The organism is Actinoplanes sp. NPDC051475 (genome assembly GCF_040689425.1).
Lineage (GTDB): Bacteria > Actinomycetota > Actinomycetes > Mycobacteriales > Micromonosporaceae > Actinoplanes.
Window position 1 is genome coordinate 1 of the sequence record NZ_JBFAZZ010000003.1, and the last position, 23157, is coordinate 23157.

General features: G+C 71.9%; 20 protein-coding genes. 6 read left to right on the top strand and 14 right to left on the bottom strand.

Annotation, left to right across the window (positions count from 1 at the left end):
• From AB0368_RS07340 to AB0368_RS07360, 5 genes are all read right to left on the bottom strand, one after another.
• Positions 1–480: serine/threonine-protein kinase (locus AB0368_RS07340; RefSeq protein WP_366152933.1), on the bottom strand; the 480-nt coding region annotated here is incomplete at its 3' end.
• A gap of 2 nt (positions 481–482) precedes the next feature.
• Positions 483–1340, bottom strand: coding sequence for a cytochrome c biogenesis protein CcdA (locus AB0368_RS07345; RefSeq protein WP_366152934.1), 858 nt, complete (start codon positions 1338–1340; stop codon positions 483–485).
• A gap of 3 nt (positions 1341–1343) precedes the next feature.
• Positions 1344–1841: a redoxin domain-containing protein gene (locus AB0368_RS07350; RefSeq protein ID WP_366152935.1), complete on the bottom strand. Its 498-nt coding sequence runs from the start codon at positions 1839–1841 to the stop codon at positions 1344–1346.
• Positions 1838–3310: an NADH-ubiquinone oxidoreductase-F iron-sulfur binding region domain-containing protein gene (locus AB0368_RS07355; RefSeq protein ID WP_366152936.1), complete on the bottom strand. Its 1473-nt coding sequence runs from the start codon at positions 3308–3310 to the stop codon at positions 1838–1840. The genes AB0368_RS07350 and AB0368_RS07355 overlap by 4 nt, the downstream gene beginning before the upstream one ends.
• Positions 3311–3383: 73 nt before the next feature.
• Positions 3384–5156 carry a translation initiation factor III gene (locus AB0368_RS07360; RefSeq protein WP_366152937.1) on the bottom strand — a complete coding sequence of 591 codons (1773 nt, stop codon included), beginning with the start codon at positions 5154–5156 and terminating at the stop codon, positions 3384–3386.
• A 442-nt stretch (positions 5157–5598) separates the two neighbouring features.
• Here AB0368_RS07360 and AB0368_RS07365 point away from each other — a divergent pair, with 442 nt between their 5' ends.
• On the top strand, positions 5599–6393 hold the full coding sequence (locus tag AB0368_RS07365; RefSeq protein ID WP_366152938.1) for a hypothetical protein: 795 nt from the start codon (positions 5599–5601) through the stop codon (positions 6391–6393).
• Between the two features lie 42 nt (positions 6394–6435).
• Complete coding sequence (locus tag AB0368_RS07370) at positions 6436–6996, top strand: DUF305 domain-containing protein (protein WP_366152939.1); 561 nt, start codon at positions 6436–6438, stop codon at positions 6994–6996.
• Between the two features lie 145 nt (positions 6997–7141).
• Here the strand turns inward: AB0368_RS07370 and AB0368_RS07375 are convergent, their stop codons facing one another.
• The 4 genes from AB0368_RS07375 to AB0368_RS07390 all read right to left on the bottom strand — a co-directional run bounded on the left by AB0368_RS07375 (position 7142) and on the right by AB0368_RS07390 (position 10024).
• Complete coding sequence (locus AB0368_RS07375) at positions 7142–7942, bottom strand: LLM class flavin-dependent oxidoreductase (protein WP_366152940.1); 801 nt, start codon at positions 7940–7942, stop codon at positions 7142–7144.
• Between the two features lie 119 nt (positions 7943–8061).
• Positions 8062–8802 carry an arginase family protein gene (locus tag AB0368_RS07380; RefSeq protein WP_366152941.1) on the bottom strand — a complete coding sequence of 247 codons (741 nt, stop codon included), beginning with the start codon at positions 8800–8802 and terminating at the stop codon, positions 8062–8064.
• A 9-nt stretch (positions 8803–8811) separates the two neighbouring features.
• Positions 8812–9297, bottom strand: coding sequence for a GNAT family N-acetyltransferase (locus AB0368_RS07385; RefSeq protein WP_366152942.1), 486 nt, complete (start codon positions 9295–9297; stop codon positions 8812–8814).
• Complete coding sequence (locus AB0368_RS07390; RefSeq protein ID WP_366152943.1) at positions 9290–10024, bottom strand: protein phosphatase 2C domain-containing protein; 735 nt, start codon at positions 10022–10024, stop codon at positions 9290–9292. The genes AB0368_RS07385 and AB0368_RS07390 overlap by 8 nt, the downstream gene beginning before the upstream one ends.
• Positions 10025–10296: 272 nt before the next feature.
• Between AB0368_RS07390 and AB0368_RS07395 the strand changes: the two genes are divergently transcribed.
• Entirely contained in the window at positions 10297–12036 is a 1740-nt protein-coding gene (locus AB0368_RS07395) for a glycoside hydrolase family 6 protein (protein ID WP_366152944.1), read from the top strand.
• Positions 12037–12186: 150 nt separating this feature from the next.
• On the opposite strand, the gene AB0368_RS07400 is transcribed toward AB0368_RS07395, so the two are convergent.
• Both AB0368_RS07400 and AB0368_RS07405 read right to left on the bottom strand, forming a co-directional pair.
• Positions 12187–13575 carry an OFA family MFS transporter gene (locus AB0368_RS07400; protein ID WP_366152945.1) on the bottom strand — a complete coding sequence of 463 codons (1389 nt, stop codon included), beginning with the start codon at positions 13573–13575 and terminating at the stop codon, positions 12187–12189.
• Between the two features lie 82 nt (positions 13576–13657).
• Positions 13658–16162 (bottom strand): LamG-like jellyroll fold domain-containing protein, encoded by a 2505-nt coding sequence (locus tag AB0368_RS07405; protein ID WP_366152946.1) that lies wholly within the window; start codon positions 16160–16162, stop codon positions 13658–13660.
• A gap of 236 nt (positions 16163–16398) precedes the next feature.
• Here AB0368_RS07405 and AB0368_RS07410 point away from each other — a divergent pair, with 236 nt between their 5' ends.
• Positions 16399–17067 carry a copper homeostasis protein CutC gene (locus tag AB0368_RS07410; protein ID WP_366152947.1) on the top strand — a complete coding sequence of 223 codons (669 nt, stop codon included), beginning with the start codon at positions 16399–16401 and terminating at the stop codon, positions 17065–17067.
• On the opposite strand, the gene AB0368_RS07415 is transcribed toward AB0368_RS07410, so the two are convergent.
• Both AB0368_RS07415 and AB0368_RS07420 read right to left on the bottom strand, forming a co-directional pair.
• Entirely contained in the window at positions 17059–18132 is a 1074-nt protein-coding gene (locus AB0368_RS07415; RefSeq protein WP_366152948.1) for a hypothetical protein, read from the bottom strand. The genes AB0368_RS07410 and AB0368_RS07415 overlap by 9 nt on opposite strands.
• Before the next feature lie 43 nt (positions 18133–18175).
• Positions 18176–19543, bottom strand: a complete 1368-nt coding sequence (locus AB0368_RS07420) for a UDP-glucose/GDP-mannose dehydrogenase family protein (RefSeq protein WP_366152949.1) — start codon at positions 19541–19543, stop codon at positions 18176–18178.
• Between the two features lie 127 nt (positions 19544–19670).
• On the opposite strand from AB0368_RS07420, the gene AB0368_RS07425 reads away from it, so the two are divergent.
• The gene (locus AB0368_RS07425) at positions 19671–21188 is read left to right on the top strand and encodes a sensor domain-containing diguanylate cyclase (RefSeq protein ID WP_366152950.1); all 1518 of its coding nucleotides are present in this window, start codon (positions 19671–19673) and stop codon (positions 21186–21188) included.
• Between the two features lie 184 nt (positions 21189–21372).
• Positions 21373–21810, top strand: coding sequence for a lytic transglycosylase domain-containing protein (locus tag AB0368_RS07430; protein ID WP_366152951.1), 438 nt, complete (start codon positions 21373–21375; stop codon positions 21808–21810).
• A 22-nt stretch (positions 21811–21832) separates the two neighbouring features.
• Here AB0368_RS07430 and AB0368_RS07435 read toward each other — a convergent pair whose 3' ends face one another.
• Entirely contained in the window at positions 21833–22942 is a 1110-nt protein-coding gene (locus tag AB0368_RS07435; RefSeq protein ID WP_366152952.1) for a glycerophosphodiester phosphodiesterase, read from the bottom strand.
• Positions 22943–23157 lie beyond the last annotated feature (215 nt).

Consider the following 23157-nt stretch of genomic DNA (forward strand, 5'->3'; position numbering starts at 1 on the left):
ATCGATCACCTTCGGACTCCCCGGCGCCAGCAACACATTGTCCGGCTTCAAATCCCGGTGAATCACCCCCGCACCATGAATCCCCACCAACGCCGCCGCCACCCCCACCGCCAGCGAATGCAACCCCGCCGACCGCAACGGACCCCGCTGCTCCACCACCTCACCCAAACTCGGACCATCCACGAACTCCACCACCAGATACGGCGGACGATGATCCAGATCCGCATCCAACACCTCCGCCGTACAAAACGACGGCACCTGCCGCGCCCGCTCCACCTCAGACCGGAACCGATCCCGAAACTCCGGATCATCCGACAACGACGCATGAATCAACTTCACCGCCACGAACGCGCCGTCACGATCCTCCGCCAGATACACCACACCCATGCCACCCGAGCCGAGCCGGCCCGTCAGCTGGTACTCCCCGAGCCACTCCGGATCCCCCCGGCGCAGTGGACTCACGCGGTACGCGGTGTCCACAATCAACTCCCCACTGAGGTACGGCGGCGGCGGGACAGCAGGAGCGCTGCCAGCACGAGGCCGGCCAGCATCAGCGCGAACCAGCCCGCGCCCAGCCTCCCGACCAGCCCACTCAACTCGTGCTGGATACCGGTGGCAAGATTCACGACGGGATCCTGCCCGGAAGTCCGCAGATTCCTGGTGAGACGGATCTCGTACCAGCCGTACCAGGCCACGTAGGCGCCGGCGACCAGCAGCACCGCGCCGCCGGCCCGCGGGACGTAGGCGGTCACGCGGCGCAACCGGGTGACCGCGGAGACCCGGACCAGCGCGATCGCGATCGCCGTGACGCCGATGACGAGCCCCATCCCCGCCGCGTAGCTGACGAACAGTGCCATTCCCTCACCGATCGACCCGGCCCGCAGGCTCGATGCGACCAGCGCCAGGAAGGGCCCGATCGCGCAGCCGAGCGACGCCACCGCGTACGCCATCCCGAAGAGCACCATCGACGCGGCCGTGCCGGTCAGCCGCGGTGCCCGCAGGGCCCGCCCGGGCGCCGGCAGCGACCGGCCCGCCAGCAGCCACCCGCCGAGCAGCGCCAGCCCGGCGCCGAAGACGACCGTCAGCCACGGCAGCCGGGGCTGCAGCCACCCGGCCAGCGGGGTCAGCAGCAGGCCGAAACCGGCGAAGACCGCGACGTACCCCAGGGTCAGCGCCGCCGTGCAGCGCAGCGCGCGGCCGACCGCCGCGATCCCCGCCCGCGGCCCGCTGTGGTCACCCGCCACCAGCACCGACAGGTACGCCGGCAGCAGCGCGAAGCCGCACGGGTTCACCGCACCGAGCATCCCGGCGGTGAGCGCGAGCAGCAGCGGCGCTTCCACGCCTCAGGCCACCAGCGCCTTGACCTTCGACGTCAGCTGCAGGTCGTCGAGGTAGCTGGACACCACGACGCGGCCGGTGCGGTCGAGGATGACGTACGTGCTCTGCTCCGTGATGCCGAACTTCCGCCAGATCGCCCCGGGCTCGTCGTCGAGGTGCGGTACGGCGCCCACCTCGAGGTCGGAGACGAACTCGTGCATCTCCTTGTTGCCGCCCATCCCGGCGATCCCGAGGATGTTGAGCCGGCCCGCGTACTCCTTCTGGATGTCGGCGATCGACATGGCCTCGCTGGCACAGGTGGCACACCAGGGCGCCCAGAACCACAGGATCGTGGGCTTGCCGGCGAGGGTCGACGCGTCGAACTGCGTACCGTCCAAGGTCTTGCCCGTGAAGGTCAGCGCCGAGGGCACCGCGGCGGCCGGCGGCGTCGCGGTAGCAGTGCCCCCGCACCCGGCCAGGAGGGCGACCGCGGCGACCGTCGCGAGCAGGACCTTGATCCTCATTTCTTGCCCGCCTCCGTCAGTCGCAGGGCCAGCGCCGGGCAGACGTTGACGGCCTTGCGGGCGCCGTTCTCCAGCCACGGCGGCAGCGGGGTCTGGGGGAACGCCGGGAAGCCGTTCGCGTCCAGCCGGATGATCTCCGGGGCGACCGCCGAGCAGAGCCCGTGCCCGTCGCAGCGCGACCAGTCCAGCGCCAGCTTCCGCGCGCCCTGCGCCTGGTGGTACGGCAGCGGCAGTATGCCGCGCACCTGCTTGCCGCAGCCCTCGCCGTTCGCGTGGAGTTCCACGTCGCGGGCGAAGACCTCGAGGGCCGACAGGGCGAACCGGGAAGTGCCGTCCGGGTGGCTGCAGGCGCCGCGGCCCTTCACGACGCCGGCCGCCTGCCGCACGTTCTCCAGGGCGCTGCCGCCGAGCGCGACGAGAGTCACCGCGCGGGCGAGGTCGGGCAGGCCCAGCCGGCACGGCCCGCACTGCCCCGCGGACTCGCCGGCCAGGTACTGCACGACCTGGGCGACCTCGCCGAGCGGGCAGGTCTGCGAGCCGATCGGGATCAGCATGCCGGCGCCGAGCGTGCCGCCGACCTTGGCGAAGCCCTTGCGCGAGATGGTGACCGTCCTGGCCGCCTCCGCGCTGATCCACTTGCCGTGGTAGCCGCCGACGAGCAGGCCCGGCCCGATGTCGGCGCCGCACATCTCGAGCACCTCCATGAGCGGGGTGCCGGTGGGCGCCTCCACCACGGCGGGCGCGGTCGACGAGCCGCCGACGGTCAGCATGACCGTGCCGGGCTCCTCGGGGATGCCGACCGCGTTGTACTCCCAGGGGCCCAGCCGGGCGGCGATCGCCAGCTGCGAGTACGTCTCCGCGTTGGACAGCAGGGTGGGGAGCCCGGCCACGCCGTTGTCGCTGGAGCGCACCTTGCGGCCGGGCGGGATGTGCGCCTCGCCGTTGATGCCGCGGACCAGGGCGCCGCCCTCGCCGGAGATGAAACGGTGCGGCACGGTGACGATCCGGGTCGGCACCGGCATCCGGCGCTCGCCGAGGGCCGCGGCCAGCGACTCCTGGCCGATGCCGTCGTCGGCGATCCCGATGACGATCTCCTCGGCGTCGAGCGCGGCCGCGGCCAGCGCGGCACCGTCGAGGATGAGGTGCGGGCCGCGGGTGAGGATCGACTTGTCCTTCCACGACGGCGGCTCGCCCTCGGTGGCGTTGACCACGATGATCGGCGGCAGGTCCTGGCGGCGGCACGAGTCGAGCACCGCGCGCAGCTTGCGGGCGAACGGGAAACCCGCCCCGCCGCGGCCGCGCAACTCGATCCGGTCGGCGAGGCCGATCAGCTCACCGCTGGAAAGGGCCGCGAACCCGCCGTGCACCTCCTGGTGCGCCAGCAGGTCGAGCCGCCCGTACTCGTCGAAACCCGCGGTGATCCGCGGCGTCCCGATCGACGTCACGGGCGGAACCTTGCTGTCACTCACGCCGATTCCCCGCTTCGCGTGTCATCGCCGCTAGCAAGGTCACTGAGCCTCATGGTGATTCCGCTGCGCTCCATCACTGTGCTTCCCCTCGCAACTGCGCCCAGTACCGGTCGTCAGCTGCCTCATCGACCGCGCGTCCCCGGGATCCTCTGCGGGCCCCCCGGCCCGATCCGGTACGCACGGGTTCCTGCTGTGTCGCCTTGCGGGCGCGACGCTGCGCCATGTCGACGAGCGTCGGCGTGTCGTCGGGTTCCAGGTAGTTCGGGTCGTCGGCGGCGAGATCCACGAACTCACTGCGGCTGTGCCGTCCCGAGTCGGCGCGGTCGATGTCGGCGCCCCGGTCGCGCCGGGCCCGGGGCGCATCCTCGTCCTCCGCGGCGTAACGGGATGCTCGTGACCGTGAGGGGCGCACCGGCTCATCGTCGGCGTACCGGGCGGCCCGGCGGGGCGGCGGTGGGGCCTCCTCGTACCGGTCGTCCTCGGCGTACCGGGAGCGCGGGCGCGGGGCCGGCATGTCGTCGTCGGCGGCGTACCGGCGGGCCCGGGGGCGCGGCGCCGGTTCCTCGTCCATCTCGGTGTCGGCGTAGCGGCGGGAGCGTGGCCGCGGCGCCTCGTCGTACGCGTCGTCGGCACGGCGGCGGCCGCGCGACGCGGGCATCTCGTCGTCGTCGTAGCCGCGGAGGCCGTCCTCCAGGGCGCGGCGGGAGATCGCGCGGGTCGGCTCGTCGAACCGCTCGGCCCCGGCGGCGCGCCGCTGGCGAGGTGCCGGCGCGTCGTCCTCGTAGCGGCGCGAGCGCGGCGCCGGCATGTCGTCCTCGTCCTCGAACTGCCAGCGCTGAGTGGGTGCGTCGGTGAAGTCACGGTGGCGCTGGGCGCGCTCGTCCTCGTCCACGTAGCGGCGCGGACGGCGCTCGTCACGCTCCGCGGCGGAGACGGCGCTGACCGGGGCCGGGGCGGCGCTGACCGGCCGGGCGATCGGCTCGGGCGCGGCGGGCGGCGCCGGGCGGGCCGGGGTCGCGGGGATCCAGCTCTCGACGGCGTTGCCGCGGTCGGAGACGACCGGCTCCTCACGGCGCTTGCGGCTGCCGCGGCCCTTCACGATCGGCCCGGCGGGCGCGAGCTTGCCGACGGGCTTCATGCCGCCGGTGCCGCCGGCCGTGCCGGTCTGCGAGGCGAAGTCCTTGCGCCGGTTGAGGCCGACCGCGATGCGCACCGCGAGCCCGATGAGCACGGCCAGCACGCAGACGACGTAGCTGACGATGACCCAGACGGCGCCGGGGCGGCCGGCGTTCAGGCCGTGCATCAGGGCGATCGGCCACATCAGGTAGGAGACGCTGTGCACGGCGCGCCACATCCACGGCTTGCCGCGGCCGATGAAGCGGGCCCGGGCGATGCCGGTCCACATCACCATCACCATGATCCAGGCGGAGAGCGTGCCGAACCCGACGAACACCCTGTTGAAGCCCGGGTAGAGGAACGGGATGACGATGTCGATCAGCCGGATGTGGCCCTCGGCGAACTTGGTCCAGAGGTGGATACCGAGCGCGGAGATGGCCATGACGCCGGTGGTCCGGTGGGCGGACTGCAGCAGCAGGCGCTGGCGGATCGAGAGCACCAGCCGGTCGGTGGAGACCAGGCCGATCATGATCGTGATCGAGAGCGACACGAGCGTCAGCACGCCCATGTAGAACTCGAGGTAGAAGAAGATGTACACGTAGGCGACGCGTCCCGCGGGGATGAGCATCATCAGGGCCCAGATCGCCGCGAGGATCGACGTGCCGAACAGGGCGACGGTGAGCTTGGAGGGTGGGGTCCGGCCACCCGTGGAACCCATCTCGACGTCCACACGACTGGCGGATCGTTCTTTCGTCTTCGTCCGGGCCATAGCTCCTCGTTTTCCGCAGCGGTGTGGCGTCCGTCGTGGGCGTTCGCAGACGCCGGCATCCGTGGGGGATGCCCCGCGCTCATTACTGTCGGGCGGTCCGGTGGGTCCTTCCTTTCCTTACGGTGCGTTGTCCCCGGTCCCTGCCCTCCCCCATCTACGTGTGTGGGACCGCTTCGGATGAACGTTCGGGCACATCTTTGCCGGGAAGTTTGCACGGCTCTGCTAGCCCACCCCCTGAGACGGGGCCTGACCAGGGAGGACACCGGTTCGAAACCCCCGGCTAAGGCAAAAATAAAACTGCTGGACGAGTGATCCTCCACCGCGGGTGAACCTTTCGCGCCGCAGCGCCGAACTACCTGACGATGCGGGTCCATTCGTGATGTTGCGTAAGGGGATGATTGCTGTGCGGCATCGCGTGGCGCTGGTGACGACCGCTCTGGCCGTCGCCGCCGCGAACCTCGCCCTGCCCGGCCGGGCCACCGCGGTGGAACCCGGCTCCGAGGTGACCATCACCGAGCTGCCGGCCACGTTCGGGGCCGGCTCCGAGGGCCGGACGCTGACCGTCGTGGCGTCCACCGACCGCGTCCGCTGCCGCAAGGTGCGCTGGTCGCTGGTGCTGCGGGTGGACGGCCCCGATGTCGGCCAGGTCGACGTCGGCCGGGTCGAGGACGATGGCGATTTTCCCGTACGCGTGGAGACGGACGGCGACGTCGCCCGGATCACCGACGTGCAGTTCGACCCCGGCGAGCTGTGCCGTGGCCGGACGGTGACCGCCCGCTACCGGATCAGCTTCGACGACGACGCCGAGACCGGCCAGGTCCGCTTCCAGCCCCAGGCGTTCGATGCGGCGGGCAAACTCCTGCAGGAGACTTCGGGGCAGAGTTCCGTGGTGGGTCAGCAGTCACAGGCGACCGAGGCGCCCACCGAGACGCCGTCGCCCACGCCCGGGGAGTCCGACGACCCGGAGTACAGCGACCCCGGCCCGGAGGCGACCGGCGAGCCGGAGCCGGCCGAGTCCCGCGACACCATCGGTGCCGTCCCGGCCGCCTCGAACGGTGGCACCCCGTCGCTGCTGGGCCCGGGCCTGATCGTCGGCGCGGTCCTGGTGTTCCTGGGCGTCGCGCTGCTGCTGCGCCTGCGGATGCGCAGCCGGGAGAGCCGGCGGCCGGCGCCCACCCGCTTCCATCCCATCCGGTAAAGGTTCTTTACCGTAGTGGGTGGACGGTCGTAGATTCATGGCGTGCGAACGCTGCGGGGACTCACGGCCGTCATGACGCTGGTGGCCGCCGCGGCGCTGGCCACGGGCTGCGACCCGCCCGCACCTGGCAGGGCCCCCGCCGGCCTGCCCGCGACCGCTGCGGTCTCGCCGGAGTTCAACGACGCCGACGTCACCTTCGTACGGGCGCTGATCCCGCACCACCGGGCCGGCACGGAGATCGCCCGCATCGGCGCCGAGCGGGCCTCCCGGCCGGAGCTGCGCACGCTGGCCGGCGCCGTCGTGACCACCCAGCAGGACGAGGTCGCCCGGCTCAGCGGCTGGCTGACCGCGTGGGGGCGCCCGGCGCCACCGGCCCCGGCGAAATCACCGGCAGAGGTGGCAACGCTGGCGAAGACGCCGGGCACCGCCTTCGACGCCGCCTTCGCGCGCCTGCTCGCCGACCACCAGCGGGAAGCAGTCCGGCTGGCCGAGGCCGAGACGGCAGCCGGGCGCAACCGGGAGGCGCTCGCCTTCGCCCGGCAGGTGCAGGCGTCGCGTACGGCGCAGATCGACGCTCTTAACCATTCCCTGCGGAAGACTTGAGACGCGGCTAAGGCTCGGTCGCGGACCGTAGCCCTAGGGTGGGTCGGGCGCTACCCCATTGCGGACGCCCGAGACCTTTCCGAGGGGCCGGGTGCCGGTGCCCCGCCGATGCGGTGGGGCGCCGGCATCTTCCGGCGGCGCCCCGTCAGCCCACCAGATCCGCGAGACGGTCCACCTGATCCGGGTCGCTCGCCCAGCAGTAGAGCATGACCTCGTCGGCGCCGAGGCCTTCGCAGGTGCGGATGAAGTCCCGGATCCGGGCGGGCGTGTCGAGCAGTCCGGGATCGTAGCCGCCGCCGTAGTAGCCGGCGAGCGCACTCCGGGCCTGGGCCACCAGCCGGTCCGGGCCCAGCGCGACGTTGCCCTGGGCGACGAGCCGCGGACGGCCGGGTCGTCCGGCTTCGGTCCAGAGGGTCTCCACCGTACGGAACAACGTGCCGAGGTAGCGCGGCGGCGCCGCACCGAGGAAGCCGTCCCCGAAACGCGCGACCCGGTCCAACGCGGGCCGGCGGAATGCCCCGAACAGGATCTCCGGGCGTGCCGGAGGACCCACCGGCCCCTGCGACCACAGCCGCGCCAGCTCCGCCATCTGCTCGTCGAGGCGGCGCCCCCGGCGACGGAATTCCTGACCGGCGACGTGGAAGTCGTCCTCGCGCGCGCCCACTCCGAGGCCGAGCGTGAAGCGGCCGCCGGAGACGACGTCCAGGGTCGCGGCCTGCTTGGCCAGCAGGGAGGTCTGGCGCAGCGGCGCCAGCAGAACCTCGGTCTGGACGCGGATACGGCTGGTGGCTCCCGCCACGGCAGCGAGCGCCACCAGCGGTTCGGGGTTGCCGTACACGAGGCGGTCGAGCAGGCCGAGGGTGCGGAACGGGCCCGCGTCCGCGCGGCGCGCCCAGGTGAGCAGACCGGGAATGTCGCCGATGGGCAGGCCAATGCCGATGGTCATGGGTGGTTCCTTCCAGAGGGTAGGCAGCAGTGCTGCCGCTCCCTCCGGGCACACCTCGTCGGCGGCTCGGCTCCCACGCTGCGGCGTCATTCCGGGGAGCCGATGGATTGCGGGCGACTCTACCCGATCAATGCCTCGAGGAGCGCGGCGCGGGCGGAGGAGTCGGCGGTCCGCTGCCACGGGCAGGCGATGTCGAGGACCGCCACCCGGCCGGTGGCGCGCAGCCGGCGTACCGCCGCGACCACCTCGGACGCCGGCGGGCCGCCGGGTGCCGGGAAGAGCAGGCCGGGCAGCTCGGTGGGGTCCACCACGTCGACGTCCACGTGCACGATCAGCGGCCCGTCCGGCACCTCCGCGGCGGACAGGCCGGTCACCGTGGTCCGGCGGATCCGGCTGGCGGCCAGGAAGGACACCTCGGGCGGGTCGAGGTCGCGGGCGCCGACGAGCACCACGCGCTCCTCGGCGACCGGGCGCAGGCCCAGGTGCTTGCCCACCAGCGACGGGTCGCCGCCGAGGGCCAGCCGCAGCGACAGGCCGCCCGGATACCCGGAGGTGGTCGAGGCGAGGGTGTGCACGTCGCCGTGCGCGTCGAACCACACGAGGGCCGGATCCAGACCCGTGCGCTGCGCCCCGGCCACGGCGGCCACGCCGAGCAGGCAGTCGCCGGACACCATCGTCACCGGCTCGCCGGCGGCCGCCACCGCCTGCGCCACCGCCTCGTCGAGAGCGGCAAGGCGGGTCCACAGGTCGCCCGGCGGCAATTCCGGGTCGACGACCACGGCCGGTCGCCCGGCGGACAGCGGGAGCAGCGCGGCCGGCAGCCGCTCGTCCTGGTGATAGGGCACGACGATCAACGCCATCGGATGAGCCTAGGCCTCGCGGGCGTCCAGACGTAGCACCGTTTCCTCGATGTCGCGCCCGCGCGCCGTCGCGTACGCCACCTCGGTGCCGATCTTCCGGAAGCCGGCCTTGCGCAGCACCCCGAGCGAGCCGGCGTTGTCGCTGGCCGCCCGGGCCGTGATGGGCCGCACCGGGATGGTGGCGAGGAACATCCGTACGGCCGCCGTCGCGACGCCCTGCCCCCACCACTTCCGGTCCAGCCAGTACGTGATCTCGGTGTCCCCGCCCACCACGAAGCAGCCGATCGTCCCCGCGAGCTCGCCGTCCACCGTGACCGCGCGCAGCTTGATGTCCGGTGTGGTCCGGAGCCGGTGCAGGTGCGCGTCGAAGGCGGCCCGGTCGTCGGGGTCCTCGGCGGTGAACGCCGCCATGTGCACCGCCTCGGGGTCGCGCATCTGGTCGTAGATGGTGTCCAGGTCCTCGTCGCGTACGAGGCGCAGAGCGACCTCAGCCATCGCCGCCTCCCGTTCCGGCACGGAGCACCGCGGCCGTCGCATTGTCCTCGCCGCCGGCGGCCAGCGAGTCGGTGAGCAGGGTGTCCACGGCCCTGGCGGGATCCGCGGCGGTGCCGAGCACCCCGGCCAGGCGCTCGTAGCCGACCTGCTCGCTGAGCCCGTCGGTGCACAGCAGATATGTGTCTCCCGGGCGCACGGTCACGCTCAGCACGTCGGGCTCCGGCGAGCCGGGATGGCCCGCGTAGCGGGTGAGCCTGTACCGCGCGGCATGCGCCTCCGCGGAGTCGGCAGGCCACCATCCGTGGACCGCGCCGAGCCAGGCGACCGTGTGATCGGTGGTCAGCAGTTCGAGCAGGCCGCCGCGAAGCCGGTAGACCCGCGAGTCGCCGAGCTGCACGAGCCAGGCGCCCGGCCCCTGCTCGTCGGCGACGAAGGCGGTCAGGGTGCAGCCCGTCAGCTCCCCGAGACCGGCACCCGCGGCGCGGACCCGGGCCTGCACCTCGGCGACCGCGGCGTACAGCCCGGCCGGGTCGGCCACAGCCGTGGCGACGAAGGTGTCGACGGCCGTACGCCCCGCGATCGCGCTCCCCCGGCCGTCACCCATCCCGTCCGCGACGACGACGAGCGGCCGGGCCGGGTCGACATGCAGCACGTCGAAGTTGGCGGGATAGCGGTTGCCGGTGACGCTGCCGGCCGCCACGGACAGCCGCAGTCCCGCGGCCCGCATCCCGGCCCGCCGCACCTCGATCTGCTCGATGACCGCTCCCCCGTCTCCCGGTGGCGGCAGCCTACCGAACCTGCCGCACGTGCCGGGAGCGGCTCGTTGCCGAGCGACGGAAAGAGGTCCGAAAAGTTTCGGTGGTGTGACGTCTTGATGTCATGGGAGCGCTCCCATACGCTGGAGGCGGCGCCGGGTCAGTGACAGGCTTCGATCGGCTCGGCGGCCTCTTCCGGCTGTGCCTGCCCCGGGCACGACCATGTCTCGAGGAGCGCTCGCGCATGAGACCACGTCCCCACAAAGCGGCCCGCGGCCTGACCGCCGCGGCCGCCGTCACCCTCCTCACCGGCGCCGGCATCGCCGTCGCCGCGTCCCAGGCCAGCGCCGCGGCCGGCTGCCGGGTCACTTACTCGGTCAACCAATGGAACACCGGGTTCACCGGCAATCTCGCGGTGACCAACCTCGGCGACCCCATCTCCGGCGGCTGGACGCTCGCCTGGGACTTCGCCGGCGACCAGCGGGTCACCCAGGGCTGGAACGGTACGTTCACCCAGTCCGGCCGGCACGTCAGCGTCGCCGGCCCGTCGTACGCGAACAGCCTCGCCACCAACGCGACGGCCACGCTCGGGTTCAACGCCGACTACTCGAGCACCAACACCGCCCCGGCGAGCTTCGCCCTCAACGGAACCCAGTGCACCGGCTCGGTACCCCCGCCCCCGTCCAGCCCCACCCCGTCGAACCCCCCGCCGTCGGACCCGACCACGCCCCCACCGCCCGGCACGAGGGCCGACAACCCGTACGCGGGAGCCAGGGGCTACGTGAATCCGGAGTGGAAAGCCAAGGCCGACTCGGAGCCGGGCGGCAACCGGGTCTCCGGCAACCCGACCGCCGTGTGGCTCGACCGGATCGCCGCGATCGAGGGCACGTCGGACTCCAGCTCCAACGGCGCGATGGGCCTGCGCGACCACCTGGACGCCGCGATCGCCCAGGGCGCCGGCTACGTACAGTTCGTGATCTACAACCTGCCCGGCCGGGACTGCTCGGCGCTCGCCTCCAACGGCGAGCTGGGGGTCAACGACCTGCCGCGGTACAAGACCGAGTACATCGACCCGATCGCCGCGATCCAGGCCGACCCGAAGTACCGCAACCTGCGGATCATCAACGTGGTCGAGATCGACTCGCTGCCCAACCTGGTGACCAACACCAACGTCGCGACCTGCGCCACGATGAAGCAGAACGGCGGCTACGTGCAGGGTGTCGGGTACGCCCTCAACAAGCTCGGCGCCATCCCCAACGTCTACAACTACGTCGACGCCGCGCACCACGGCTGGATCGGCTGGGACACGAACTTCGGCCCCACCGCGGACATCATGCTCCAGGCGGCCCGGGCGTCCGGCGACGTCCGCAACGTGCACGGGTTCATCACCAACACGGCCAACTACTCGGCGCTGACCGAGCCGTACTTCACCATCGGCACGTCGGTGAACGGCACCTCGGTGCGGCAGTCCAAGTGGGTGGACTGGAACTACTACGTCGATGAGCTGTCGTTCGCCCAGGCGTTCCGGCAGAAGCTGGTCTCCATCGGCTTCGACTCCGGCATCGGCATGCTCATCGACACGTCCCGCAACGGATGGGGCGGCCCGAACCGGCCCTCCGCGGCAAGCACGTCCACCGACGTCAACACCTTCGTCAACCAGTCCCGCATCGACCGCCGGATCCACGCCGGCAACTGGTGCAACCAGGACGGCGCGGGCCTCGGCGAGCGGCCGAAGGCGGCCCCCGCCGCCGGCATCGACGCGTACGTCTGGGTCAAGCCCCCGGGCGAGTCGGACGGTTCCAGCACCCTGATCCCGAACGACGAGGGCAAGGGCTTCGACCGGATGTGCGACCCGGCCTACACCGGCAACGAGCGCAACGGCAACAGCCCGACCGGCGCCCTGGCCAACGCGCCGATCTCCGGCGCCTGGTTCTCGGCGCAGTTCCGCCAGCTGATGGCGAACGCCTACCCGCCGCTCTCCTGACGCCACGCCGAACGCGGCCCGGCACGTGCCGGGCCGCGTTCGGCGCCTACTGGAAGAGCTTCGCGGCGGTGATGGCGGTCTGGACGACGCCGTACCCGAGCAGGATCGCGACCAGCGCCCAGGAGATCACCAGGCGGACCGGCGAGGTCTTCATGCCACTGCCTCCTTCTCCTCGGCGGGCTGTTCATGGAAGCGCGGAGGCACCGGCCGCACGAGCAGGTTGGCGACGAAGCCGACCAGCAGCACCGCGACCATGGTGAACAGCGCCGGCCGGTACGCCGACGCCGTGAGGGTGCCCGGCTTGCCCTGGGCGTCCAGGAAGCCGTTGACGATCAGCGGCCCCGCCACACCGGCGGCCGACCAGGCGGTCAGCAGGCGGCCGTGGATGGCACCCACCTGGTACGTGCCGAACAGGTCACGCAGGTACGCCGGGACCGTGGCGAAGCCGCCGCCGTAGAACGACAGGATGACGCCGGCGAGCAGCACGAACAGCCCCACGGCGGTGTGCCCGACCGAGGCGAGCAGGGCGTACAGGACCATCCCGACGCCGAGGTAGATCATGTAGATGCGCCGGCGGCCGATCACGTCGGAGGTCGACGACCAGGCGAAGCGGCCGCCCATGTTGAACAGCGACAGCACCCCGACGAAGCCGGAGGCGGCCGCGACCGCCACGGTGGACGTGCCGCCGGAGTCGCGGAAGAAGTCCTGGATCATCGGGCTCGCCTGCTCGAGGATGCCGATGCCGGCTGTGACGTTGCAGAACAACACGATCCAGAGCAGCCAGAAGGCCCGCGTACGGATCGCGTTGGCGGCCGACACGCTCGCCGTGGTGACCAGCGGCTTCTCCTTGACCGAGGCCGGGTCGAAGCCGTCGGGCGTCCAGCCGTCGGGCGGGACCCGCACCGTGAACACGCCGAACATCATGATCGCGAAGTAGCCGATGCCGAGCGTCAGGAACAGCGCCACGAGCGCGCCGCCGGAGGCCACCGACGTCGCCACGTTCGGGTCGTAGCCGGCGTCGTAGAAGGACAGCAGCTGCCGCGACAACGGGCTGGCGATCAGCGCGCCGCCGCCGAAACCCATGATCGCCAGGCCGGTGGCGAGGCCGGGACGGTCCGGGAACCACTTGATCAGCGTGGAGACCGGCGAGATGTACCCGATGCCGAGGCCGATGCCGCCGAGCACCCCGTACCCGAGGTAGACGAGCCACAGCTGGCGCGTACCGATGCCCAGTGCGGCGACCAGGAAGCCGGCCGCCCAGAAGCAGGCGGAGACGAACATGGCCTTGCGCGGGCCGTTCGCCTCGACCCACGTCCCGCCGATCGCGGCGGACAGGCCGAGCATCACGATGGCGATGCTGAAGATGATGCCGACCGCGGTCTGGCCGGTGTCGAAGTGCGCGACGAAGGAGTTCTTGTAGACGCTGGTGGCGTACACCTGGCCGATGCACAGGTGCACGGAGAGGGCGGCCGGCGGGATCAGCCAGCGGCTGAAGCCGGGCGCCGCGACGGAATGCCTGCGGTCCAGCATGGAGAACATGGCTCATCATCAGCCCGGTGGAAAGTTGCCGCAACAAATAGCGCCGGGCCCGGAACGTCCGGGCCCGGCACGTGCCCCCAGGTCAGTTGCCGGAGGCGTACAGCTGCTTGATCTCCTGATCGGACAGCGCGCGGTCGTAGAGGTGGACCTGGTCGACCGTGCCGTCGAGGAAGTCGACGGGGTTGCCGTTGTACTTGCCCCGGCCGATCACGGTGTTGCCGGTCGGTGCGGCCTGCGGGAGGCACGCGCCGGTCCGGCCGGCGAGCTCGCCGTCGACGTAGAGCCGCAGCTCGCCCTTCACCGAGTCCCGGACGCCGGTCAGGTGGTACCAGCGGCCGACCTCGGGCTTGGCCGGGCCGAGCGCCCGTACGCCCGCGAAGCTCATCGCGAATCGCTGGTCGGCGCCGGAGTACTGGAGGAAGAAGTCGCTCACGCTCGCGCCGTCCTGGCTGACCACGGTCTGGAAGGCACCGTCGGCCTTGTCGAGCCTGACCCAGGCCGATGCGGTGTAGTCCGACGCCGTGTTCAGGATCGGCGCGCCGGTGTCCACGAACTGCGACGAGCCGTTGAGCTCGAGGCCTTGGCGCTTCTTGCCGTCGACGAAGCCGGGGCCGGCGACCAGCGTGCCGTCGTGGTCGCCGGCCGCGTCCTCGGCCGTGCCGTCCAGCGGGTAGAACGACACACCGGTCAGGCCGGGCGTGCCGGGCGGCGGCTGCGGTACGTTGCCCGCGCTGCCGTCGGCCTTGGCGATGATCTCGCGGTTGACGGCCCGGACCTGCTGGAAGTCCATCTTGCGCACCTGGCGGTCGTACGTCCAGAAGCCGTTGACCTCGCCCTCGACGTCGGTGATCTGGGTGTAGATCGCCGCGCTGATGCCGCAGGAGCGCGCCGAGTCGATCACCGCCCGCTGGTTCTCCACGTACTTGCGGGTGAGCGTCTCGGAGTCGGGCTCCATCTCGTAGGCGTGCCCGTCGCCGAACCACATGTGGTTGGAGACCTTGAGGCCGAAGCCGCCGTGCTCCCCGTCGATCGCGGCGCGGGTCCCGTCGGGCGACGGCGAGGCCGGCCCGAGGTACTGGTGGAAGTCGATGACGTCGCCCCTGCCGGAGTCGCCGTGCGAGTTGCAGCAGTTCACGCCGCTGTGCGCGTTGACCAGCCGGCTCGGGTCCTGCCGCTTGACGTCGTCGGCGATGCGCCCGGTGGCCGCGCGGTCCCACTCACCCCAGCCCTCGTTGAACGGCACCCAGGCGATGATCGAGGTCCAGCTGCGGTGCTCGCGGACCATCTCGTGCAGCTCGGCCTCGAACTGGTCGCGCCACTCGGCGGGGATCGGGCCGGTGTTGGCGGCCGGCATGTCCTGCCACACCAGCAGGCCCAGCTTGTCCGCCCAGTAGTACCAGCGGTCCGGCTCGACCTTGATGTGCTTGCGGACCGCGTTGAAGCCCATCACCTTGTGCTGCTGCAGGTCGAACTTGAGGCCCGCGTCGGTGGGGGCGGTGTTCAGGCCGTCCGGCCAGAAGCCCTGGTCGAGGGTGGCCATGTTGAACAGGATCTTGCCGTTGAGCGCGATCCGCAGCTTGCCGTCGGCGCCCTTGGTGGTGCCGATCTCGCGCATGCCGAAGTAGGACTGCACCGTGTCGACGGCCCGGTTGCCGTCGAGCAGCGTGACCTCGAGGTCGTACAGGAACGGGTCGTCCGGCGTCCACAGGTGCGGCCTCGGGACACCGATGCTGAGCTGCGTACCGGCGGCACCGGAGGCCCGGCCGACCACCCGGCCGTTGCTGCGCGCGACCGCGCGTACCGTCAGGCCCTCGCCGTTCACGACGTTCGCGGTGAGCTTCAGCGACGAGGTCTTCAGGTCCGGGGTGAGGCCGAGGTCCGCGATGCCGGCGGCGGCCACCGGCTCCATCCAGACGGTCCGCCAGATGCCGGAGCTGCCCTGGTAGAAGATGCCGTGGTCGCTCACGCGACGCTGCTTGCCGATCGGCTGGCCGGTGGCGTCGGTGAGGTCCTCGGCCCAGACGATGAGCTCCTGCGGCCCGGTGCCGGTCAGCGCGCCGGTGACGTCGGCGTCGAAGCCGTCGTAGCCGCCGCGGTGGGTGGCGACCTGCCGGCCGTTGACGAAGACCTTCGAGTCGTAGTCGACGGCGCCGAAGTGGAGCAGGAGACGCTGCCCGCTGCCGACCTTCCAGGACGACGGGACGGTGAAGGCGCGCCGGTACCACATCCGGTCCTCGTGACGCTGGATGCCGGAGAGCGCACTTTCGATCGGGTACGGGACCAGCACCCGCTCACCCAGCGCCTGACCGGCGGGCACCGCCTGGCCCACCTCGGCCTTCGCGAACTCCCACACGCCGTTGAGGTTCTGCCACTTGCTGCGGACCAGCTGGGGACGGGGGTATTCGGGGAGGGCGTTGTCCGGGCCGACGGCGGCGGTCCACGGGGTGGCGATCGGCGGGATGCCCTTGTGCCAGGCGGGGCCGGCCGGTGCGGGGGCCGCGCCGGCGGGTACCGCGGCGCCGACGGCTAGGAGAGTGACGGCGGCCACTGTCAGGCCGTACCGCCGGCGGGTCCGGGCTCTGTTCACGCGCGTGGTCCCTTCGGAGCGGAAGTGACGAGGGCAGCGCGGATCGACGCTCCACGGTGGACGACGGGACCACCGGGCACGCTTCAGCGGACCACCCATGAGTTCACACATCTCAACAAGTCTGCTCAGGTAACGTCAAGATTTACGGCGAAGAACTTCGATGGTCAGACACTTTCCAACATGGACGCCCACGCCACGGTGGAGCCCGTTCAGCCTCGTATGGGACGATGCATCCCGTGCCCGATGCGATCTTGGAAGTCATCGCGCTGACCCCCGTCGATGCGGTGGCCGCGCGCGAGGGCGGCGCCGACCGGGTCGAGCTCGTCGCGGACATGCGCCGGCAGGGACTCACCCCGCCCGCCGCGACGTTCGCCGCGGTCCGGGCGGCGGCCGGCCTCCCGGTCCGGGTCATGCTGCGCGCTCAGGACGGGTACGCGCCCGGCGACGCGGCCGCGCTCGCCCGGGCGGCGGCGGACCTGCGCGAGGCCGGCGCCGACGAGTTCGTGCTGGGCTTCCTGGACGCCGCGGGTGCCGTCGACCTCGCCGCGGTCGAGGCGGTCCTCGACGTGATCGACGGCTGTCGCTGGACGTTCCACCGGGCCATCGACCACGCCGCCGACCGCACCGCCGCGTGGCGCGCCCTCGCGGGCCTGCCCGGCCTGGACTTCGTGCTGACCGCCGGGGGCCCGGGTGAGGCCGGGGCCGGGCTCGCCACCCTGGCGGCCGAGGCGGGACGCACGCCGCGGGTCCTCGCCGGCGGGGGGCTGCGCCCGTACCACCTCGCTCCGCTGCTGGCGGCCGGCGTCGACGCCTTCCACACCGGCAGCGCGGTCCGCCCGGACGGCCGCTGGGACGCGCCGGTCGACGCCGGGCTCGTCCGGGCGTGGCGCGACCTCCTACCGTGACGGCGTGACGACCCGCGCCTTGGAGGTCACCCCGGGCAGCGGCGTACGGCCGGTCAGCACCGCGTCGTAGCGCTTGTCGCCGTGCAGGTAGCGCTCGTAGAAGGCGATCGCGTACGCGGCCAGCGCGTCCCGTTGCGCCGCGGGCGTCAGCTCCCGCTCGGGGCAGGTGCTGTCGTCCTCGCCGAACAGCGCGGGCGGCGTCCACCGGGTGTTGAAGTAGTTGTGGTTCGCGGCCGTCACCGACACCGAGTACGCCGGCACCCTCGTACGCCCCTCGGCGTCGTCGAGGTACTCCTGCCCCGCCTCGCCGGTCGCGCCGTCACACGTACCCGTCATGACCGCGACCGGGACCCGGGTGACCAGGGTGTCGCTGAAGTCCCCGGCCGGATCGTCGAACTTCACCGGCGCGAGCGGCAGCACCGCCCGGACCCGCACACCGGCCGGCCACTCCCCGCGGTGCTTGTCGGAGGCCTGCCACATGACGCCCTTGCCGCCGCGGGAATGCCCCATCGTGCCGACGTTGCCGATGTCGACGTGCCGGGCGAGGGGCCGCAGGACGCCGGCCAGCGGGCCACCGCCGTCGGCCAGCTGCCGCCACAGCGCGAGGTGGGCGTTGATCAGCCGGGCCCGGTCGCCGTAGTCGAACGACGTCTGGTTGATCCCGTCCACGCTGATGGACACCACGACGAAGTTGCGGGCGGCCAGCGCGGCGCCGAGGTAGTCGTAGCCGCGGTAGCTGGGGAACGGCCGGGCACCGCCCTCGCACGGCCACTCCGCCGCGTCCTGGGAGTCGCACGCCCACCAGGAGCCGTGCGCCTGGATGATCAGCGGGAGCCGGCCGGTGAACCGGCGCGGGTGGTGCACGACCGCGCGGAGCTCGCTGACCGTACCGCTGACCGGGTCGCGGTAGGCGGTGTCGCCGAGGTCGTATTCCGCGACCGTGACCCCGCCCTGGGCGCCCTCGCCGACCTCGAACGAGACCGGCCGGGGCGTCTCCGGCCCTTGCGCGCAACCGCCGAGCAACACCAGCATCGCCGCCGCGGCGGCAAGAGGAAGAATCCGCATGACCCCGCACGCTGGCAGGCCAATGTCAGGAACCTGTGCGTATTCAGCGACCGGTCGGGGTCAGGTAGCGGTAGCCCAGCTTGGTGAGCCGCTCGCGGTCGAGCGTGTGCCGGCCGTCCAGGATCACCGGGGTACGCATGAGCGAGGCCAGCTTGCCCCAGTCGAGGTCGAGGTACTGCGCCCACTCGGTGACCAGCACGACCGCGTCGCTGTCGTCGAACACGTCCCCGACCTCGTCGGCCAGGTACTCCACGAGGCCGGGCTGCTCACGCCGGAACCGGTCGGCGGCGATCGGGTCGTGCAGCCGGATGCGGGCGCCGCGCTCGAGGAGCATGCGGGCGATGTCCAGCGCCGGGGCGTCGCGCAGGTCGTCGGTGTCCGGCTTGAAGGCGAGGCCGAGCAGGCCGATCCGGCGGCCCTTGAGGATCCGCAGCTCGTCCAGGAGCCGGTCCACCACGAGGCGGCGCTGGAGCTGGTTGACCGTCCGCGCGGCGGAGACGATCGGCATCTCGTGGTGGTACTCGGCCGCGGTGGCGATCAGGGCGGCGGTGTCCTTGCCGAAGCAGGAGCCGCCCCAGCCGAGGCCGGACTGCAGGAACCGTGACCCGATCCGGGTGTCCAGGCCGATGCCCCGGGTCACCTGCTTGATGTCGGCGCCGACCCGGCCGGCCAGCTGCCCGATCTCGTTCGCGAAACTGATCTTGAGGGCGAGGAAGGCGTTGGCCGCGTACTTGATCAGCTCGGCCGAGGCGAGGTCGGTGGAGACCATGGGCACCGCACCCAGGTCGGCCGGGCGGGGCAGGTAGGTCGGCGGGGTGAAGGTCTGGTTGAGGATGGTGCGGTAGAGGCCGTTGAGCACGTCGAGGCTGCGGGGGTTGTCCGAGCCGACGACCACCCGGTCGGGGTAGAGCGTGTCCTGGATCGCAGCGCCCTGGCGCAGGAACTCGGGGTTCGAGGCGACCGAGAACTCGCCGTCGCTGCGCCGCTCGTGGGCGCGCTCGAACGACTCGCGCAGGATCGAGTCGACCCAGTTGCTGCTGCCGATCGGCACGGTCGACTTGTTGACCACCACCGTGAAGTCACCGCCGATGTGTTCCCCGACACTCTCGGCGGCCGATCGCAGATAGGTGAGATCCGGGTTGCCGTCCGGTAGCGAGGGCGTCTGCACGGCGATGAACACCACCTCGGCGTCCGGCACCGCCTTGCTGTAGTCGGTGGTGAACGTCAGCCGCTCCGCGGAGTCGGCCAGCAGGGCGTCCATGTGCGGCTCGTAGATCGGCGACTTGCCCCCGCTGAGCAGGTCGACCTTGGCCTGGTCCAGGTCGACGCAGGTGACGTCGTGGCCGAGAAACGCCAGGCTGACCCCGGTCGTGAGACCCACATAGCCCGTTCCGACGACGCACACCCTCATGTCCGCACTTCCTCTCCTCGCGTCGGGCCGGCGGTACCCCGACGCCCGAAACGGTAATCCGTCGTGTCGCGTGCCACGTCACCCCCGGGATGCTCAGGCGCGTCGTCGCGCTGCCGATCCTTGAGCCGTGACCCTGGGCAGCGTGGTGCGTACGCCGGGTGGCGACCTCGCCACCGGTGCGCTGCTGCCTGTGCTGGACGAGCAGGCCCAGCTTTTGGCGGACCTCGTCGAGGTCATGACCCGCGACATCCCCTCGCTCGAGCACATCCTCTCGATCGTCGACCGGCGGCTGAGCGTGGCCTGCGGCATGACGGGCGCCACCGTGTTCACCCTCGACCCCGACGACGGCAGCCTGCGGCCCGCCGCCACGCGCGGAACCGCCGCGCCCGACGACCTGCGGCTGGCCGGGCGCGTCTTCCGGGTCTCGGCCGGCGCTCCCCCGGTGCGCGTGGGTGACCGCATGGCCGTCCGCCTGCGCATCGGCGGCCAGACCGTCGGCGTCCTGGTGCTGAGCGGCACGGAGCTCGACCGGATGCGCCCGGAGATCGCCGCCGGCACGGCACTGCAGGTGGCGGCGACGCTCCAGGTCCTCGCCGCCGAGGTGCACCGGCAATACACGGCGCACGCCACCGCGACCATCCGCAAGCTGTTCGAGGAGGGCGCCACGGCCACCTCCGTGGAGGCCGCCGGGCAGCTGCTCGCCAAGGCGACCGGCGAGGCGTTCCGCACCGAGCGGGCGGCCGTGCACCTCGTCGGCCCGGACGGCATGATCCGGCACGCCGTCGGCGTCGGCCTCACCGACGAGATGAGCGAGGCGCTGCGCGACAACCTCGTCGGACGCCGGGCCGACGACTCACCGGTCTGGCAGGTCATGCAGAAGGTCGACGGACCGGTGCTGATCTCCGACACCACCACCACCGACGTCCGCACGGGCGGCTTCGTCGAGACGATGCAGCTGCGCTCGTTCCTGGCCATGCCGCTGATGTCGGCGGCCGGACCGGTCGGCGTGGTGATGTGCGGCGACAGCGGCGTCCGCAACTGGAGCGGCCGCGACCACACCCTCGCCCGGCAGGTCGCCATGGAGGGCGCGCTCATCGTCGACGGCGCCCGGATGCGCCAGGCCGAACAGCAGCACATGGCCGAGCTGACCCGCCAGGCCTACCACGACGCGCTGACCGGCCTGCCGAACCGCTCGCACCTGCTCGAGCGGGCGGAGCAGGAGGTCGAGGCCGCCATGGCCACCGGCGGCCGGATCGGGCTGCTCCTGCTCGACCTGGACGGCTTCAAGCGGGTCAACGACACGGTCGGCCACCACGCCGGCGACGCCCTGCTCCAGGCCGTCGGCCGGCGGCTGCAGGGGGCGCTGCGCGACCACGACGTCGTAGCCCGCCTCGGCGGCGACGAGTTCGCCATCCTGCTGACCCGCAACCCCGACGCCGAGTCGGCCGCGACCATCGCCGGGCGCATCCACGCCCGGCTGAGCAGGCCGTACGACATCGAGGGCCGGAAGATCAGCGTGGGCGCGAGCATCGGCATCGCCCTGTTCCCGTCCGACGCCGACGACATGACGACGCTGATGCGCGGCGCTGATGCCGCGATGTACCGCGCCAAGCGCGGCGGCGGCGGGGTGTGCTCGGCCGGCTGAGAAAGCTCGGCAGGTCACTGCGGGGCATCGTGGCCGCCCTTTCGGGCGGCGGGACTTCCAAGAATGGTTCGTCCAGCCTGATGGTTGTCTCATGCATGCCACTGCGAAGCTACTTCTGGCCTTCGTGACAGGAGGCGCTCTGACAGCCACTGGCGCGACACCCTCGTACGCGGGCTCACCAGCGGTGAAGAACGTGCCGAGGCCGTATGTCACATGGATCCGTTCCGCCGCCCGCACCTGCGCCGCCGTGAACGGCCCGCTGCTCGCCGCTCAGATCGAGCAGGAGTCGAACTGGAAACCACGGGCCGTCTCGCCGGCCGGGGCCAAGGGAGTCGCCCAGTTCAAGCCGGCTACCTGGGCGACCTTCGGCAAGGACGCCAACCACAATGGCAAGAAGAGCCCCTTTGAACCACCGGACGCCATCATGGCGCAAGGCACCTACATGTGTTACCTGGCCAGGCAGGTGAGGTCCCTTCCGGGGAACCGCGCCACACTCATGCTGTGGGCATACAACGCCGGGCCGGAGGCGACGAAGGCCGCAAACGGGAATCCACCCACGGCTGAGGCCCGTCACTACGCTCACCGGATCCTCACCGAACTGGTCCCGAAGTATCGCCCATGACGAACGCGATCGCCGTCGCTCGTCAGGCCGGGACGAACGCCAGCTGCCGGGCGAGCACGCCGATGTCCGCCTGGTCGGTGAAGAGCCCGTCGATTCCGGTACGCAGGAACGTCACCTGCTCGTCGATCGCCCGCCCGTACGCGGCGGGATCCGTGCCGATCCGGTAGTCCGCCGGCAGGAACTGGTTCTCCGCGCGGAACGTGTACGGCATGACCTTGAGCCCGGCGGCGTGCGCGTCGCCCACCAGCCCGGTCGGCGTGCCCAGCGTGTCGTCGGCCCGGCGCGGGATGATCTGCACCTTGTCCGGTCCGATGCCGTCGGTGTAGCGGGCGAGCTGCCGCAGCCCGGCCGGCGTCAGATACTCGGCGTAGCTCTTCGGGTCGCCGAACGGCCCGCCGGTCGCCGACGTGAGGAACACCAGCGGCGCCCGCAGCCTGTACTCGTCGTGCAGGCTCTCCAGGTTGCGGGCCTCGAACGACTGCACGAACACCTTGGCGTCGTGCCGGTCCAGGTGGTGCCGGCGCAGCGCCCGCACCAGCGGCGTCTCCAGCCCCAGTCCGAGACCGCGGAAGTACGTCGGGTGCTTGGTCTCCGGGTAGACGCCGATCTCGCGCTCCAGCTCCCGCGACAGCCGCTCCCGCAGCCGCAGGACCTCCTCGAACGTCGGCACCTCGAACAGCCCGTCGTAGAGCGTGTTGTGCTGGCGTACCTGGGGGATCCGCTCGGTGGCCCGCAGCGTCTTGAGCTCGGCCAGGGTGAAGTCGTGGGTGAACCACCCGGTCACCGCCATCCCGTCGAGCACCACCGTGCGCCGCCGCGACGCGAACTCGGGCCGCGAGGCGACGTCGGTGGTCCCGCCGATCTCCGGCTCGTGCCGGGCGACGAGCACGTGGTCCCTGGTCGCCACCAGGTCCGGCTCGATGTAGTCGGCACCCATCCGCGCGGCCAGCTCGTACGAGGCCAGGGTGTGCTCAGGCCGGTAGCCGGACGCGCCCCGATGCCCGATGACCAGCGACGGCGGCCGTCCGGGCCGGTGCGGGGCGGCCTCCGCGGGCGCCCCGGTCGCCCCGAGCACGGCGGGTGCCCCGGCTGCCAGTGCACCGATGCGCAGCACCTGTCGGCGGTCAGCCACGATCTCCTCCGCGCGGGCTCGCCCGGCGACGGTCGCGGGTGCCCTCCCGGGAAGTTCAGGCGATCACCACGACGTCCCGGCGAAGCCGCCGTGACCAGCCGGGAAACGACACCGGAAGGATCACGCGGACGTGTACGGCACCCCGTTCCGGGGAATGACATCGGTCAGACTCACCTGTCCGTTCATCCCTTGAGGCGCCTTCCCGGAGCGGCTTA